Raw genomic sequence first — 15,353 nt, 5'->3', positions numbered from 1 at the left:
GCAATACCCCCTCCCGTTCGTCACGGCCCCATTCCCCACAGGCGACGTGCACGCCGGGGGCCCGCCAGCCGCCGGGGGCACCCCCCCGGCGGCGATTCCGTTTCTTCCCTTAGCGTCTAAAAACTAAGCACCTCGCGCGCTGCCGCCAGCACGTCGTCGTCCTGGGGGAGCACCTCCGATTCGAGCACGTCGGCGTAGGGGATCGAGGAGAACGCGCCCGCGACCCGCTTGACGGGCGCGTCGAGCGCGCCGAAGGCCGCGTCGGAGATCTGGGCGGCGATCTCGGCGCCGAAGCCCATGAACTCGTGGTCCTCGTAGGCGACGAGCACGCGGCCCGTCTTGCGGGCGGACGCCAGCACGGTCTCCGTGTCGAACGGCAGGAACGAGCGGACGTCGACCACCTCGACGGAGATGCCCTCCTTCTCCAGCGCCTTGGCCACGTTGAGCGCCTTGTAGACGATCGCGCCCCACGTCACGATCGTGAGGTCGGTGCCCTCCCGCGTGACGGCCGCCTTGCCGAGCGGGACGAGGTAGTCGGCGTGGGGCTCGGGGCGGCGCGCCGGGCCCTGGCGGTAGAGCGCCTTGTGCTCCAGGAACAGGACGGGGTCCTCGCCCCGAATGGCCGCCTTGAGCAGGCCCTTGGCGTCGGCCGCGTTCGAGGGCATCACGACGTGCAAGCCCGGGAAGTGGCCGAAGATGGCCTCGACGTTCTGGCTGTGGCACAGGCCGCCGTGGATGTAGCCGCCCGCCGGCACGCGGAGCACCATCGGGCACGCCCACTCGCCGTTCGAGCGGTAGCGCATCGAGGCCACCTGGTTGCGGATCTGCTGCATCGCCGGCCAGATGTAGTCGGCAAACTGGATCTCGACGACCGGCTTGTAGCCGGCGCACGCCAGCCCGACGGCGCTCCCCACGATGGAGTGCTCCGCGAGCGGGCTGTTGAAGCACCGGTCCCGGCCGTGCTTGGCCGCCAGCCCGCGCGTCGCCGTGAACACGCCGCCCTTGCCGCCGCCGACGTCCTCGCCGTAGACCAGCACCTTGGGGTCGCGCGTGAGCTCCTCGTCGAGCGCGTGGTTGATGGCGTCGACCATCACGACCAAGTCGCCGGCCTCGCCGTCGGCCTCGTACTCGCGGGCGTCGGGGCCGTCGTAGTACACGTGGTCGGTCGCCGTGGCCGGGTCGGGGTCGGCCTCCTTCTCGATCTCCTTGGCCAGCCGGTCGATCTCGGCGGCCACCTCGGCGCGGAGCGCGTCGACCTCGTCGTCGGTCATCACGCCGGCCTCCGTCAGCTGGCGGACGAAGGTCGGGATCGGGTCGCGCGCGGCGTCGGCGGCGATCGCCGAGTCCTCGCGGTACTTGCGGTGGTCGTCCGACGACGAGTGCGGCAGGAGGCGGACGAGGTCCGCGTGGAGGGCGACCGGCCCGAGCCCGGCCCGGATGTGGGCCATCGCGGCGCGCGCGACCGAGGCCGACTGGAAAAAGTCGGTCCCGTCGTAGCGGACGCGCTTCAGGCCGGAGTACCCGCCCAGCAAGTGCCAGATCGAGCCGCCTGCCGTCTGCTCGGCGACGGGGACCGAGATCGCGAACTTGTTGTCCTGGATGTGGAAGAGGACCGGCAACGTCTCGCGCGCGGCCCAGTTGAGCGCCTCGTGGAAGGCGCCCTGGCTCGTCGAGCCCTCGCCGCCGGAGGCGTAGACGGCCCGCGTCGGCCCGGCCTCGGCGTCGTCCTCCCGGGCGACCGCGAGCGCGAACCCGACGGCCGGCACGTACTGCGCCCCGACCGACGACGAGGTCGACATGATGTTGAGCTCGCGGTGGCCGAAGTGCTCCGGCATCTGGCGCCCGCCGCCGAACGGGTCGCTCGCCTTGCCGTAGTGGGCGCGGAAGATCTCGGCGGGCGTCACGCCGACGCTCAGCGCCGTGGCGAGGTCGCGGTAGTAGAAGCAGAACCAGTCTTTGCCGCCCTCGAACTCGCGCCCGACGGCCGCCTGGCTGGCCTCGTGGCCCGACGAGCCGATGTGGAAGTAGCCCTTCCCCTGCTTGAGCAGCGTCAGCATCTTCTCGTCGAGCTTGCGCGAGGTCATCATCGTGCGGAGCACGTCGCGGAGCTCGTCCTTGGAGAAGTCGTCCGGCCCCAGGAGCGGGACGTCGAGGTCGCCCTCGATCTCGATGGCCTCGGCGGCCCCGGCCTTGTCGGCATCGGTCTCCACATCGAAGGCGTCGTCGACGGCCTCCGTCACGGCGTCTGGGGTTTCCGGGTCCTGGGTGGCGAGGTCGGCGGGGGCCACAGCGGTGTCGTCGTTGGTCACAGTAGAGTCGGGGGGGTCAGGGGGGGCGGCAGCGGGCTCGTCGGGGAGGGCAAACGCCGGGTCGTAGAGGTCGCCGAGCGAGACGGTCGGCATCGGGGCCGGGGGCTCGGCCGCGGACTCGGGCTCGGCGGCCGGCTCGTCGAGGTCGGTGGCCGCGAACGGGTCCGCGGGCTTGTCGGGCGCCGGCGCGGTCCCGGCCGGCTCCTCGGCCGGCTCAGGCTCCACGACGTCCGCGAGCGCGCCGAGCACGGAGGCCCCGGCGGACGCGATGGCGTCCCGGACCCCCGCCTCGTGGTCGCCCGGGGCGTCCGTCTCGGCACCGGCCGCCTCGGCGGCGGGCGCGGTGCCCTCCGGGGGCGGGGCCGGGAGGTCCGCCGCCTCGGGGTCGCTCGCGCCGAAGGGGTCGGACGGCGGCATAAACTCCGAGGCGTCCATCGTCAACGGCTCGTCGAAGGACTCCAGCGGGGCCGCGATCGGGGCCGGCTGAGCCGGGGCCGCGGGCTCCGGGTCCCACATCGCCGCGCTCCCGTCGTCCGCCGCCGGCTCCGAGTCGGCGCCCGGGAGGGCCTCGCCGACGTCCGTCGGCCACACGAAGGCCGCCGCGTCGCCGGGCTCGACGTCCTGGACGATGGCGTCGAGCGCATCGTCGTCGATGTCGCCGGTCCCGAAGGCGGCGTCCGTCGGCGCGCCGTCGCCGGGCTCGTCGTCGGGCAAGAGGTAGGTGCGCGTGGTAAAGCGCGGGCGGGCGTCGTCGGACGAGTCGGGGCGGTCGCTGGCCATGAGAACGGTCGTGGGGAACAGTCGGGCGAACGCCTCGGCGTGCGGCTGGATGCACGCCAGAGGAAGGGGCGGCAAGATACGAGGGCCCGGAACCGCTTTCGGACGGGCCCGCCCCCGGGCGGGGGCCTCCTTCGCGTCTCGTTCCGTCGCCTCATTGGGTGCTGGCTCGCGCGCACCCTACCTTCCGGCGCCCCGTCCCCCCTTGCGATGGCCCTCTCCCGCTCGATCGCCGCGTTCGCGTTGCTGGCCCTGGCCGCCCCCGTCGGCGCCCAGGCCGCCCTGCGCGCCGACGCCCCGCGCGTCCTCTTCACCTCGACCGACTCGGTGAAGACCGACGACGGCCGGCGCGACCGGGTCACGCGGACGGTGACGTACCACCCCGTTCGAGGCGAGTACGTCGACGAGATGGTCGACGGCGGCGGGCGCGTGCTGTCGCGCCGGGTCAGCCCGGTGAGCACCGCCGGGCCGACGCCCCAGGAGCTCGCGCGCGCGCGCGCGCTCGTGGCCGCGCACCCCGACATCGCCCCCCGCATCGCGCGCGCGGGGGGCCCGGTCCGCGTCGAGGGCGGCTTCCCCCTCGTCCGCGAGGCCGGCCACGCCTGCGGCCCGGGCGGCCGGTGCGTCACCGTCGACGTGTTCGAGACCGCGCCCGGCGAGCCCGCCCGGCGGATCCGCTACGCGATCGTCGACCTCCGGACGCTGACCGTCCTCGACGCCGACGCGGACCCCCAGGCCGACAGCAACCTCGCCCACCCCGCCGCCCGCCGCCAGTCGCGACTCTGATGCGCACGCTCCCCCTCGTCTTCGCCCTCGCGCTCGCGGCCGGCGCCAGCGCCCAGATCGAGCTCACCGAGCCGAGCTGCGCCACGAACGGCGGCTACAACGACGGGGCCCCGGCCCCGACCGTCCCGAACGGCCACATCGCGTGGCCCGCCGACGACCCCGTGTGGGAGTTCGACGTGTACCGCCCGGCCAACCGGACGACCGTCAACAGCGCGGGGCTCGAGCTGCGCGACGTGCGCTACCGGGGCCGCCTGGTCCTGGCCCGCGCGAGCGTCCCGATCCTCAACGTCGAGTACGACGCGGGCGGCTGCGGCTGCTTCCGCGACTGGATGACCGACGAGGCACCCATCGAGTTGAGCGCCGACGCCGTGCTCGCGAGCGACTGCGGGCTCGTGACGCCGCGCCCGGTCGTCAACGGGCAGCGGGCGGACATCCGGTCGGGCATCGCCGTCTCGGCGCCGGGCGCCGTCCGGACGTCGTGCGAGGCGAACGAGGACCCCGGCAACCCGTCGCCGGGCGGCGACGTGGGCGACTTCGAGGGCATCTCGGTCGAGGACTACGGCAGCGAGCTCGTGCTGACGGGCCACACCGAGGCCGGGTGGTACCGCTACCGCATGAAGTGGCACTTCTACGAGGACGGCCGCATCTGGCCCGAGTTCTCGTTCGCCGCCGCCGACGCCGTCTGCACCGCCACCGCCCACCGCCACCACGCCTACTGGCGCCTCGACTTCGACCTCGACGGCACGGCCACCGACGACGTCATCACGGAGCACGGCGCCGGAGGCGACCAGCCGTTCACCCAGGAGGCCGCCCGCGTGCTCGGCGGGACGTCCGACGCCACCTACTGGAGCGTCGTCGACGGCGCCAGCGGCATCGGGTACGAGATCCGCCCCGGCGACGCCGACCGCCGCCTGCTCGCGGACCCGTTCTCGAAGATCGACGCGCTCGTGCTCCGCTACAAGGTCGACGAGATCGAGGACGGGGCGACGGTCTCGTCGGGCGGGTGCGCCTTCGCGTACGAGCCGTTCCTCGACGGCGAGTCGGTCGTGAATGAGGACACCGTCTTCTGGATCCGCTCGGGTGCGCTCCACACCGCCGGCGCCCCGTTCGAGTGCGACGTGGTGGGCCCGATGCTCGTGCCGATCGGGTTCGAGGTGTCGGCCGCGCCCGAGGCGTCGGGCGTCGAGTTCGAGGCCGCCCGCCCGAACCCGTTCCAGCGCACCACGACCGCCCGCTTCCGCGTCGCGACGACGGAGCCGGTGACGGCCGAGCTGTACGACCTCACGGGCCGCCGCGTGCAGGTCCTGTTCGAGGGCGTCGCAGCGGGCGGCGCGTGGACCTCGCTGCTCGTCGACGGCCGGACGCTCCCGGCGGGCACGTACGTGATCCGCCTCCGAGGCGCGAGCGTGCAGGGCACCACGCGCGTGGTGCTGGTGCGCTAGTGACGCGCGTCGACCTCGCCGTCGTCGGCGGCGGCCTCGTCGGGCTGGCCGTCGCACGCGCGGCGCTGGCGGGGCGGCCGGGCCTGCGCGTGCTCGTCCTCGAAAAAGAGGACCGCGTCGCCGCCCACCAGAGCGGGCGCAATTCGGGCGTCCTCCACGCGGGCGTGTACTACCGACCCGGAAGTGACAAGGCCTCGTTCTGCCGGGCCGGGAAGGCGGCGCTGGAGGCGTTCTGCGACGCCGAAGGGCTGCCCGTGGTGCGCTCCGGAAAGACGATCGTCGCGGTCACGCCCGACGAGGTGCCGCGCCTGGACGCCCTCGCCGAGCGCGCGGCCGCAAACGGCGTCACGGCCGAGCGCCTCGAGGGCGAGGGCGTCCGCGCGCACGAGCCCCACGTCCGCGCGGTCGCCGGGCTGTGGGTGCCCGCGACAGCCGTCGCCGACTTCTCGGCCGTCGCCGTCCGGCTGGCGGAGCGGCTCGCAGACGCGGGCGCCGTCGTGTGGACCGGCGCGGCCGTCGTCGGCGGGCGCGAGACGGCCGGGGGCGTCGTCGTCGAGACGACGGCGGGCGACGTCGAGGCGCGAGCCCTCGTGACGTGTGCCGGGCTGTGGGCCGACCGCGTCGCGCGGCTCTTCGGCGCCGAGCCGTCGGTCCAGCTCGTGTCCTTCCGGGGCGAATATGCCCTCCTCCGCCCACAAGCGGCTGAGATGGTGCGCGGCCTCATCTACCCCGTCCCCGACCCCGCCTTCCCGTTTCTGGGCGTCCACCTCACGCGCCGCGTCGACGGGACGGTCGACGCCGGGCCGAGCGCGGCGCTGGCGTTCGCGCGCGACGGCTACCGCCTGCGCGACGTCCGACCGGCGGACCTCGGCGAGACGCTGGGGTCGCCGGCCTTCCGCCGGCTGGCGCGTCGGCACCTTTCGATGGGCGTCGCCGAGTTGGGCCGGTCGCTGAGCCTGCGGGCGTTCTGGCACGCCGCGCGGCGCCTGGTGCCCGACATCGAGCTGGCGGATCTCTCTCGCGGTCCGTCCGGCGTCCGCGCCCAGGCCCTCCACCCCGACGGGACGCTCGCCGACGACTTCGTGATCGAGGAGACCGCGCGCGCGGTCCACGTGATCAACGCCCCGAGCCCGGCGGCGACGGCGTCGCTGACGATCGGCGAGCACGTCGCGGCGCGGGTACTCGCGAAGCTCCCGCCGACCGCTTAGGCCGGCGGCGGGCCCAAGCGCTCGACGAGGGCGTCGAACCCCTCCACCTCGTGGTCGGTGCGCCGCTGGAAGGCCATCGTCCAGTCGGCGAAGGTTCGTGACGCGATCGGCCCTTCCATCTTGACCTCGACGTTCGTGTGGCGCGTCGAGTCCGCGATCCGGTCGTCGAACACGTTGCGGACCGCCTGGCGCGTCCCTTCGAGACGCTGAACGAACGTCCCGGGGCGGTCGGCCGTGGCGTCCTCGTAGGCCAGAAACCCCGTCACGCCCAGGCCGAGGTTGTAGGCGCGAGCGTCATGCAGCAGCGCCTCCAACTCGTCGTCCGAAAAGGGGCTGACGGCCTCGGAGGTGTAGACGAGGGCGTAGAGGTCGTCGCTCATGCCAGCTCGGCGCGTTCGGCTTCGGAGAGCGCCCCGTCCCCGCCGGGGGCGCCCGCCAGCGGGAGGTCGAACCAGAACCGCGTCCCGCGCCCCTTGGTGCTCTCGACGTGGATGGCCGCCCCGTGCGCCTCGATGATCTGCTTGACGATCGCGAGGCCCAGCCCCGTCCCGCCTTCCTTGCGCGAGCGCGCGGCGTCGACGCGGTAGAACCGCTCGAAGATGCGGTCGAGGTGGTCCTCGGGGATCCCGCGCCCGGTGTCGGAGACCTCGACGCGCGCGGTGTCGAGGTGGCGCCGCATCCGGCAGCGGACCGAGCCCTCGTCCGAGTACGCGATGGCGTTGTCGATCAGGTTCGTCAGCACCTGCCGCAGGCGGCCGCGGTCGGCGACGACCTCGAGCGGGTCGTTGTCGTAGCTGAGGTCGAGCCCCTTGGCCTCGGCCTTCGGCTCGAGCATCTCACCGACCTCGTGGATCAGGTCCTGGAGGTCGAACCGGGTCGACCGGATCTGGTCCTCGCGGTACTCCAGCTTGGCGATCTCGATCAAGTCCGAGAACAGGCTGTTGAGGCGCTGCAGGTTGAAGAGCCCCTTCTGCGCGTAGCGTTTGCGTTGCTCGGGTGGGAGCGAGTCCGAGCCGAGCGCCTCCAGGTAGCCGAAGACGGCGAAGATGGGGTTCTTCACCTCGTGCGACACGTTGCCGATAAACTCGTTCTGGACCCGCTGCATGCGCTGCAGCTCCATGATGTCCGAGCGGAACCGCTGGGCCATGTGGTTGAGCGACCGGGCCAGGTCCTGGAACTCGGCGGCCCGCGTCCGAACGGTGATGCGGCCGTCGAGGTCGCCCTCGTTGATCTTCTGGGCGCTCCGGGTGATGGCCTTGAGCGGCCGCGTCACTTGGCGGGCCGCCGTCCACGCGCCCAGCAGCGCCGTCAGAAGCGCCAGCACCATGCCGATGGCGAGCGCGGCCTGGAGCGACTGGATGGCGCGGAGCAGCATCGGCACCGGCTCGCCCAGGCGGACCAGCAGCCCGGTGTCGGGCCGGCCCAGGGCGACGAACAGGCGCTCCTGCCCGTCGGGGCCCGACCGCTCGGCAAAGCCCACGCGGTCTTGGGCGGCGCGCGCCTCCGTCACCTCCTCGAGCGCGAAAAACTCGGTCGCGTCGAGGGCTCGGTCCGTCGGCCCGAAGTCGGCGATGAGGTCGGTGTCGGTGGCCACGGCCACCTGGATCTCGGTCACCTCCGCCAGCTGCCGGGCCAGCTCGATGAGCGAGGCCCGGTCGGGCTGCGCTTCGAGCTGGATGGCGAACCGGGTCGCCTCCTCGCGCAGGGTGTCGCGCGCCGCGTCGCGGACCTGGCCCTGCAGGATCAGGAACGAGTACAGCCCGACGCCGACGACGGCCACGCCCACGAAGAGCGCGAACGTCAGCATCATCCACGTCTGGGTAGAAGCCCGACGGGGGTAGACCAACTCGCGGACGTTGCGCCAGCGCATAGGGGGAGGGTGCGGGATGCGGGGCCGAGGGGGAGGCAGCCGGGGCCGCCCCTCCCCCATCCCTCACGCCGTCTCTATGCCTCTTGCTCGGCTTCCTCGACGAAGCGGTAGCCGACGCCGCGGACCGTCTGGATGTGGCGGGCAAAGTCGCCCAGCTTCTCGCGGAGGTTCTTGATGTGCGCGTCGACGGTCCGCTCGGTGACCATCATGGCGTCCTTCCAGATCGTCTCGAGCAGCTGCTGGCGCGTGAACGCCTTGCGCGGGTGGCGGACGAGGTAGCGGAGGAGCTCGAACTCGGTGAGCGTCAGGCCCAAGTCGTCGCCGTCGAGCGTGGCGCGGTACTCGTCCTCGTAGATCGTCAGGCCGGCGACCGAGAGCGTCTTGCTCTCCTCGGTCCCCGTCCGGCGCAGGACCGCACGGATGTTGGCGAGCACGACCTTGGGGCTGACCGGCTTGGTCAGGTACTGGTTGGCGTTCTCCAGGCCCTGGAGCTGGTCCGACTCCTCGGTCTTGGCCGTCATCATGATGATCGGGATCGTCTCCGTCTCGACGCGGCCGCGCAAGCGCTTGGCGATCTCGAACCCGCTCATGCCGGGGAGCATCACGTCGAGCAAGATGGCGTCGACGTCCGGGCTCGCCTTCGAGAGCGCCTCGTCGGCGTCGTAGGCGGTGAGGACGTTGTAGCCCTCCTCGCGGAGGAAGTGGGAGATGATCTCGACGACGTCCTCTTCGTCGTCGACGACGAGGATGGTGATCTCCTGCGGGGTCGAGGTAGCCATAATGCGGAGTGCGTGGGCGGGTGAAGGGACGGCCGCTATCTCGCGGGCCGCGCTCGATATACCCGGACGCGGACGCGGGGTTCTGCGATTGTGAAGATGACCGCTGGCGCAGTGTCTCAGCCCTCGGAGCCGCCCGTACGGCGATACACGCGGGGTACGCGCGCCGTCAACCCGGCCGTCAGCTCGTAGACGATCGTGCCAGCTGCCGTCGCGGCGGCCTCGGCCGTTGGGCCGCCAGGCCCGAACACCACGGCGTCGTCGCCGACGGCCACGTCGAGCCCGTCGACGTCGACCATCGTCACGTCCATGCAGATGCGCCCGACGATCGGCGCCCTTCCCCCGCCGATGCCGACGTGCCCCACGTTCGACAGCGCGCGCGGCAGGCCGTCCGCGTAGCCGACGGCGAGCGTGGCGACCCGCGTCGGGCGCGGGGCCGTCCACGTCTCGCCGTAGCTGACGGACTCGCCGGCCGGGACGGTCTGGAGGTGGACGACGCGGGCGACGAGCCGCATCGCCGGGCGCAGGTCCGTCGTGTCGATCTCGGGCAGGACGCCCGTCCGCAGGCCGTAGAGCACGCCGCCGAGGCGGTGCAGCGCGGGGCCCGAGGCGACGGGCGGGAAGCGCACGTGGGCTGGGCCGTTCGCGAGGTGGACGAGGGGCGGGGCGTCGGCGCCGAGCTCGCGCAGGACGCCGTCGAACCGGCGGATCTGCAGGAACGACGCCGACGGGTCCGGCGCGTCGGCCATCGAGAAGTGGGTCCACAGCGCGGCCACCTCGACGCCCGCCGCGCGCAGCTGGCGCACCGTCTCGGCGGCCGTCGCGGGCGCCAGCCCGATCCGGTGCATCCCGGTGTCGACCTTGACGTGGACCGGGACGGGCGCCGCCCGCGCCATCACGGCGGCGGCCACCTCGGGCGACGACACGACGGCGTCCAAGCCCAGGCGCTCGTACGCGGGCAGAAACTCGGGGAGCGGTGCGGCGAAGACGAGAATCCGGGTGGAGACGCCCGCGTCGCGCAACGCCTCGGCCTCGGGGACGGTCGCAACCGCCAGCCACTCGACGCCCTCGTCGACGAGCGCTCGCGCGACGGGCACGGCCCCGTGCCCGTACGCATCCGCCTTGACGACGGCCATCGCGCCCGCGACGCCGAGCGTGCGGGCGTTGTGACGGATGGCGTCGAGGTCGACCTCGGCTCGGAGCGCGACGGGGATCACAGAAGGATGGGGATGCGGGAGGCTGGAAGGTCCCGCCCGCCGACGCCGGACGCCAGCGGATCCGAGGAACATCCCGCGAGGCGCCTCTCCCCTGCTGACGCCTAGATCCCGCTGGCGATGAGCAGCTCGATGTCCCGGTGCGGCATCCCGAACATCGACGCCAGGCTCTTTTTCGTGAGGTGCCGGCGGTACACGTAGGCGCCGGTCCGGAGCGAGACGTTCGACCACAGCGCGTCGTTGATGCTGCCCGCCTCGCCGATCTCCAGCAAGTAAGGCGTGAGCGCGTTCGACAACGCGTACGAGCCCGTCCGGGCGACGGCGCTGGGCAGGTTCGGCACGCAGTGGTGGACGACGCCGTGCGCGACGAACGTCGGCTCGTCGGGCGTCGTCGGGCGCGAGGTCTCGACGCAGCCGCCCTGGTCGATGACCAGGTCCACGACGACCGAGCCGGGCCGCATCGAGGCCACCATCTCCTCGGTCACCACGACGGGCGACCGCTGGCCGATCGCCATCGCCGCGCCGATCACGACGTCGGCGTTTTTGACGGCGCTCTCGACGTACGTCGGGTTCGCCATCGCCGTCGTCACGCGGCGGTCGAGCACGTGCTCGATGGCGCGGAGCGCGGGCAAGTCGGTGTCGAGCACGATCGTGTGCGCGCCGAAGCCGATGGCCGTCCGCGCCGCCCACTCGCCGATGACGCCCGCGCCCAGGATGACGACCGTCGACGGCGGGACGCCCGAGATGCCGCCCAGCATGACGCCCCGCCCGCCCTCGGACGACTCGAGCAGCCGCGCGGCGGTCTGGACCGCCATCGAGCCCGAGATCTCGTGCATCATCCGGACGATCGGCAGCGTGCCGTCGGCGTCGGAGATGAACTCGAAGCCGATCCCCGTGACGCGGAGCTCCATCAAGCGGCGCAGCGTCTCCGACTCCAGGCCGCCGAGGTGCAGGGCCGAGATGAGGACCTGGCGCTCGCGCATGAGGTCGAGCTCGTCGCCGCGCGGCGGGAACACCTTGGCGATCAGGTCGCAGTTGCCGTAGACCTCGGCCGGCGTGTCGACCACGCGGCACCCGGCGTCGGCGTACTGCGAATCGAGGAACTGGGCGTCGGCTCCGGCGCCGGCCTCGATGACGACCTCGTGGCCCGCGGCGACGAGCAGGGCGGCGGCGTAGGGCGCCAGCGACACGCGGCGCTCGTCGTTGCCGGCCTCGCTAGGCACGCCGACGCAGATGCGCTCGCCGCGGTGGCCGATGGCGGCGGGCTTTTCGAGGGGCAGCAGGCCGGGGTCGACCTTGAGGCCCTGGATGGCGGGGATCTCCATGCCGCAAGCTACCCGCCCGGCTCGGGTGCTGCCTGAACCCGCTGTGCCCGGGACCCTCCCGGAATCCTGAGTCGTCCCCCACCACCCCGGCCTCTCGTCCGATGCACGCGCTCTCCGTCGTCCTCGCCCTCGTCGGCACCGCCGCGGTCGTCCTGCTGGCGGCCGGGCCCAACGACCCACAGCCGTCGCCCGACCTGACGGCCGAAGAGGTGGTCCGTATCCAGGTGGAGGCACTGGGCGCGAACGACACGCCGACGCCGGACGCCGGGATCGCGACGGCCTTCCGGTTCGCCTCGCCCGGCAACCGCGCGGCGACGGGACCCCTCGAGCGGTTTACGCAGATGGTGAAGGGCCCGGTCTACCGGGACATGATCGACGCGACGTCCGCCGACTACGGCCGGGTCGTCGTCGAGGGCGACCGCGCCGCGCTCCGGGTCGCGCTCGGGCACGCCGACGGGCGCCGCGCGGTCTACGTGTTCGCGCTCTCGCGCCAGCAGGGCGGCGCCTGCGACGGGTGCTGGCTGACCGACGGCGTCGAGCGGCGAGAGCCAGTGGCCGACGGGCAAACGCGGATCTAGCAGGGGACGTCGGACAGAGTGACGTCGGAGTCACGACCCGCCCACACCCTAGTCCGACCTATTCCAAGACGATCGAGCGGTCGCTCGCGGCGGCCGCCCCCGTGGCCTCGTCGCGGATCGTCACCGACAGGGTGTACGCGCCGGGGCGCTGGTCGCGGATGTCGACGAAGAACGCGACCGTCTCGTCGGGCCGGTCGCCCTCGCCCTCGGTGCGGACCGCGACGCCCCGACCCTGGCCCCTCCCGAATACTCGGCCGAGCAAGCCGCCGCGTCGGTCGGCGGGCCGCAGCATGGCCTCGACCGAGTACCGGGTCCGCCCCTCGGCCAGCGCCAGCCCGTACGCCTCGACGACGACGTACACCGGGTCGCCGACGGCGAAAACGGCCCGGGAGGCCGGCACAATCCCCAGTCCGTCCCGGGCGACCGGCCCCCGCCCGTCCTCGTCGACGGACCGTGCGAGCAGCAGGTCGCTGACGCCGAAGCCCTCCGCCAGCGGGGCGACAGCGACGGTCGCGGCCCCGCCCGCGACCCCGGCGTCCACCTCGACGCGGACCGCGCCCGAGCCAGGCATCCGGAGCGTCGCGGCCTGGGTGCGGACCGGGTCGCAGCCGACGCGTGTGACGGGTCCGCGACCGGTGCCCTCCATGACCGCCCGGTCGACGACCGCTCCGCTGGCGATGGCGAACGCGCCCGAGCGGACGCGGCCGACACTCGGGACACCCCACGCGACGACGGCCTCGACCCCGCCGCCGGGCGCCCGGAAGCGGGACACGAGCGCCGACACCTCGAGCGGTTGTGCGAACACCACCTGAGACCGCTGCGGGTCGGACCGCGCCATCTCGCGCTCCTGGAGCACGTAGTCGTCGTTGGCCGCGCGCGAACCGGGGCCAGCGAAGGCGCCGGCGGGCGGGCTGAAGGTCCGGAACTCGCCGCTAAAGTCGAGGTCCTCGAAGACGAACCGGAAGCCGTCGTAGTCCCACACCCGGTAGGCCACGGGGTTGGCTCCGCCGACGCGGTAGGACCGGCTGACCGGAGGACGTCCGTAGCGGACCCAGATCTGACCGTCGGCGGTGTCGGCACCCCGGGCCTCGCCGGGTCGGAGTGCGCCCGACGGACCCGCGCCCAGCAGCAGGTCCGCCTCGACGACTCGGGCGACGTGCTCGACGCGCCGCTCGTTGAACGCCGTCAGCAGGCGGGGGTCGGCGGTCGCCCAGAACGCGGCCGTGGCCGCGGCGGGGTCGGCGTCGTAGGCGGCGCGCCGGTCCGTGGGAAGCAGGCGACGGATGTTCTCATGGCGACCCCGCTCGGCGGGCGGCAACCGTGCGAGCCCAGCGTCGACCGCCCCAGCCGCCTCCTCGAACCGGCCGAGGCGGAAGAGGGCGAGCCCCGCCAGCAGGTCGGCCTCGGGAGCGCCCGTCTCCGCGCGGTACCGGGACGCGAGCACGAGCGCCGCGTCCCACTGCCGCGTGACGGCCGCGAGCGTGACGGCGGCGCGGTGGGGGCGCGGCGCGGCGGGATCGACGGCGAGCCACGTCGCGATGTGACGGACGGCCTGCTCATGAGCCCGGCGGGCGTACACCGACTGGTCGAGGAGCGGGACGATCTCGTTCCAGGCGTCGAGGTCGAAGTAGCTGGCGCTCATCCGAGCCCGGATCTCGACCTCGTCCATGAACGTCCCCACTTCGGTATTGGGCGAGCCGCGCCAGACGCGGTCGTGCCAGCGGGCCGCCGTCAGGACGGCGTCGTCCATCAGCACGGCCAGCGCGAGCGTGTCGTCGGGCACCTCGCGGATCAGGAATCGGGCCGCCTCGGCGACGTGCGCCGACCTCATCCCGAACGCCATCCCGCGCGTCCCCTGCCCCGCCAGCCGGAGCCGGATCTGGAGACGGCGAAGGTCTGGGTCCCGCGGCGTCTCACGGACGGCGGCCTGAACCACGCCGTACGCGGCCACCGTGTCGCCGGACGCCAGGAGCGACCGGGCCCGGTCGATGGGCCGGTCGGGCGTTGCCTGGGCGCGCGCAGGGACAGCGGCGACGACTGCGAGCGCGATGAGCGTTGAAAGCAGACGCATCGGACCCAGGGATTGCGAGGTCCCTTTGATACGCCCGACACGGGCGTCCGATCCGACGTGCCCAGGGTCAGCGCCCGAGCCAGCGCGCCAGAAGGACGCCCCCGGCGACGGCCACGTTGAGCGACTCGACGCCCGCCCCCGCACCGGGCCGGCCGATGTGGACGAGGCCGCCCGACGCCCGAACGCGGGCGGCGACCTCATCAGACAAGCCGTGCGCCTCGCTGCCCATCACGAGCGCGGCGTCGGGGCCTGGCGACCACCCCCCTGCGTCGGTGCCGCCCAGGTCGGCGCCCCAGCAGTCCGTTCCCGCCGCCATCAGCGCGTCGAGCGTCGGCGCCAGCGACGGGACGCGGACGAGCGTGACGTCCCACAGCCCGCCCATCGACGCCCGCACGGCCTTGGGGCTCTCGAAGTCGGCCGAGGGCGCGTCCGCGACGACCGTCCCGACGCCGAACCACGCGGCGGTGCGGACGAGCGCGCCGACGTTCCCGGGGTCCTGCACGCCGTCGAGCAAAAGCACGGGGCCCGGCGCGTCCGGCAGCGCGTCCGTCGTCACCGACGCGGCGACCGCCAGCACCCCTTGCGACGACCGGGCGTCGCCGACGCGCTCGAGGTCGCGCGCCGCGACCGGCGTCACCTCAACCCGGCCCGCCAGCGCGGCGACGCGCTCGGTCGCGAGGGCGGCCTCGGTCGCGAGCACGGCCACGAGCGGGGCGCCCGCGGCCACGGCGGCCTCGACCGAGCGGACGCCCTCGACCAGAAACCGGCCCTGGCCGCGGCGCCCCTTGGCACGGGCGAGGGCGGCGGCGTCTTTGAGTTGCTGGCGTGTCACGGCGGGCGGGCGGGTGGGCTGCGGAGACTCGGTCGGGAGCGGCCGGGTTCTCGCGTCCGGGGCCCAGCTTCCGCGGCGCTTCACGAACGGCGGCCTAGCTTGGCCGCCGAGCGGCCGTCGGAAGCGCTTTCGGCGACGGCTCCCACACCCGGCGCGCCTACCTTC

General features: G+C 73.5%; 12 protein-coding genes. 4 read left to right on the top strand and 8 right to left on the bottom strand.

Features of this window, described 5'->3' with window-relative positions:
• Positions 1-116 precede the first annotated feature (116 nt).
• Complete coding sequence (locus ACLIRP_RS05115) at positions 117-3,164, bottom strand: thiamine pyrophosphate-dependent enzyme (RefSeq protein ID WP_412062883.1); 3,048 nt, start codon at positions 3,162-3,164, stop codon at positions 117-119.
• Positions 3,165-3,296: 132 nt separating this feature from the next.
• Here ACLIRP_RS05115 and ACLIRP_RS05110 point away from each other — a divergent pair, with 132 nt between their 5' ends.
• The 3 genes from ACLIRP_RS05110 to lhgO are packed head-to-tail and all read left to right on the top strand — an operon-like array spanning position 3,297 to position 6,522.
• On the top strand, positions 3,297-3,872 hold the full coding sequence (locus ACLIRP_RS05110; RefSeq protein ID WP_412062882.1) for a hypothetical protein: 576 nt from the start codon (positions 3,297-3,299) through the stop codon (positions 3,870-3,872).
• On the top strand, positions 3,872-5,314 hold the full coding sequence (locus ACLIRP_RS05105; RefSeq protein ID WP_412062881.1) for a T9SS type A sorting domain-containing protein: 1,443 nt from the start codon (positions 3,872-3,874) through the stop codon (positions 5,312-5,314). Before ACLIRP_RS05110 ends, ACLIRP_RS05105 begins: the two co-directional genes overlap by 1 nt.
• A complete protein-coding gene (gene lhgO / locus ACLIRP_RS05100) occupies positions 5,314-6,522 on the top strand; it encodes an L-2-hydroxyglutarate oxidase (protein ID WP_412062880.1) in 1,209 nt (402 codons plus the stop codon). Before ACLIRP_RS05105 ends, lhgO begins: the two co-directional genes overlap by 1 nt.
• On the opposite strand, the gene ACLIRP_RS05095 is transcribed toward lhgO, so the two are convergent.
• The 5 genes from ACLIRP_RS05095 to ACLIRP_RS05075 all read right to left on the bottom strand — a co-directional run bounded on the left by ACLIRP_RS05095 (position 6,519) and on the right by ACLIRP_RS05075 (position 11,707).
• Positions 6,519-6,902: a BLUF domain-containing protein gene (locus ACLIRP_RS05095; protein ID WP_412062879.1), complete on the bottom strand. Its 384-nt coding sequence runs from the start codon at positions 6,900-6,902 to the stop codon at positions 6,519-6,521. The genes lhgO and ACLIRP_RS05095 overlap by 4 nt on opposite strands.
• A complete protein-coding gene (locus tag ACLIRP_RS05090; protein WP_412062878.1) occupies positions 6,899-8,392 on the bottom strand; it encodes an ATP-binding protein in 1,494 nt (497 codons plus the stop codon). The genes ACLIRP_RS05095 and ACLIRP_RS05090 overlap by 4 nt, the downstream gene beginning before the upstream one ends.
• A 74-nt stretch (positions 8,393-8,466) precedes the next feature.
• On the bottom strand, positions 8,467-9,171 hold the full coding sequence (locus ACLIRP_RS05085) for a winged helix-turn-helix domain-containing protein (protein ID WP_412062877.1): 705 nt from the start codon (positions 9,169-9,171) through the stop codon (positions 8,467-8,469).
• 116 nt (positions 9,172-9,287) lie between these two features.
• Positions 9,288-10,385 (bottom strand): alanine racemase, encoded by a 1,098-nt coding sequence (gene alr, locus ACLIRP_RS05080; RefSeq protein WP_412062876.1) that lies wholly within the window; start codon positions 10,383-10,385, stop codon positions 9,288-9,290.
• Positions 10,386-10,486: 101 nt separating this feature from the next.
• Positions 10,487-11,707, bottom strand: coding sequence for an alanine dehydrogenase (locus ACLIRP_RS05075; RefSeq protein ID WP_412062875.1), 1,221 nt, complete (start codon positions 11,705-11,707; stop codon positions 10,487-10,489).
• Between the two features lie 101 nt (positions 11,708-11,808).
• Here ACLIRP_RS05075 and ACLIRP_RS05070 point away from each other — a divergent pair, with 101 nt between their 5' ends.
• Positions 11,809-12,285 carry a DUF4864 domain-containing protein gene (locus ACLIRP_RS05070; RefSeq protein ID WP_412062874.1) on the top strand — a complete coding sequence of 159 codons (477 nt, stop codon included), beginning with the start codon at positions 11,809-11,811 and terminating at the stop codon, positions 12,283-12,285.
• A gap of 58 nt (positions 12,286-12,343) precedes the next feature.
• On the opposite strand, the gene ACLIRP_RS05065 is transcribed toward ACLIRP_RS05070, so the two are convergent.
• The gene (locus ACLIRP_RS05065) at positions 12,344-14,356 is read right to left on the bottom strand and encodes a tetratricopeptide repeat protein (protein WP_412062873.1); all 2,013 of its coding nucleotides are present in this window, start codon (positions 14,354-14,356) and stop codon (positions 12,344-12,346) included.
• A 67-nt stretch (positions 14,357-14,423) separates the two neighbouring features.
• Positions 14,424-15,188, bottom strand: a complete 765-nt coding sequence (locus tag ACLIRP_RS05060) for a TrmH family RNA methyltransferase (protein ID WP_412062872.1) — start codon at positions 15,186-15,188, stop codon at positions 14,424-14,426.
• Positions 15,189-15,353: the final 165 nt, after the last annotated feature.

The sequence above is a fragment of the Rubrivirga halophila genome (genome assembly GCF_046845755.1).
Taxonomy (GTDB): Bacteria; Bacteroidota; Rhodothermia; order Rhodothermales; family Rubricoccaceae; genus Rubrivirga.
The sequence above is the reverse complement of the archived record's forward strand: the minus strand, read 5'-3'. Positions and strand labels throughout refer to the sequence as shown.

What these genes read in the sequence shown, in the direction of transcription:
- ACLIRP_RS05110 (WP_412062882.1), top strand. Translation starts at nt 3,297, where the DNA reads ATGGCCCTCTCCCGCTCGATCGCCGCGTTCGCGTTGCTGGCCCTGGCC.
- ACLIRP_RS05105 (WP_412062881.1), top strand. Translation starts at nt 3,872, where the DNA reads ATGCGCACGCTCCCCCTCGTCTTCGCCCTCGCGCTCGCGGCCGGCGCC.
- ACLIRP_RS05095 (WP_412062879.1), bottom strand. Translation starts at nt 6,902, where the DNA reads ATGAGCGACGACCTCTACGCCCTCGTCTACACCTCCGAGGCCGTCAGC.
- ACLIRP_RS05090 (WP_412062878.1), bottom strand. Translation starts at nt 8,392, where the DNA reads ATGCGCTGGCGCAACGTCCGCGAGTTGGTCTACCCCCGTCGGGCTTCT.
- ACLIRP_RS05085 (WP_412062877.1), bottom strand. Translation starts at nt 9,171, where the DNA reads ATGGCTACCTCGACCCCGCAGGAGATCACCATCCTCGTCGTCGACGAC.
- ACLIRP_RS05075 (WP_412062875.1), bottom strand. Translation starts at nt 11,707, where the DNA reads ATGGAGATCCCCGCCATCCAGGGCCTCAAGGTCGACCCCGGCCTGCTG.
- ACLIRP_RS05070 (WP_412062874.1), top strand. Translation starts at nt 11,809, where the DNA reads ATGCACGCGCTCTCCGTCGTCCTCGCCCTCGTCGGCACCGCCGCGGTC.
- ACLIRP_RS05065 (WP_412062873.1), bottom strand. Translation starts at nt 14,356, where the DNA reads ATGCGTCTGCTTTCAACGCTCATCGCGCTCGCAGTCGTCGCCGCTGTC.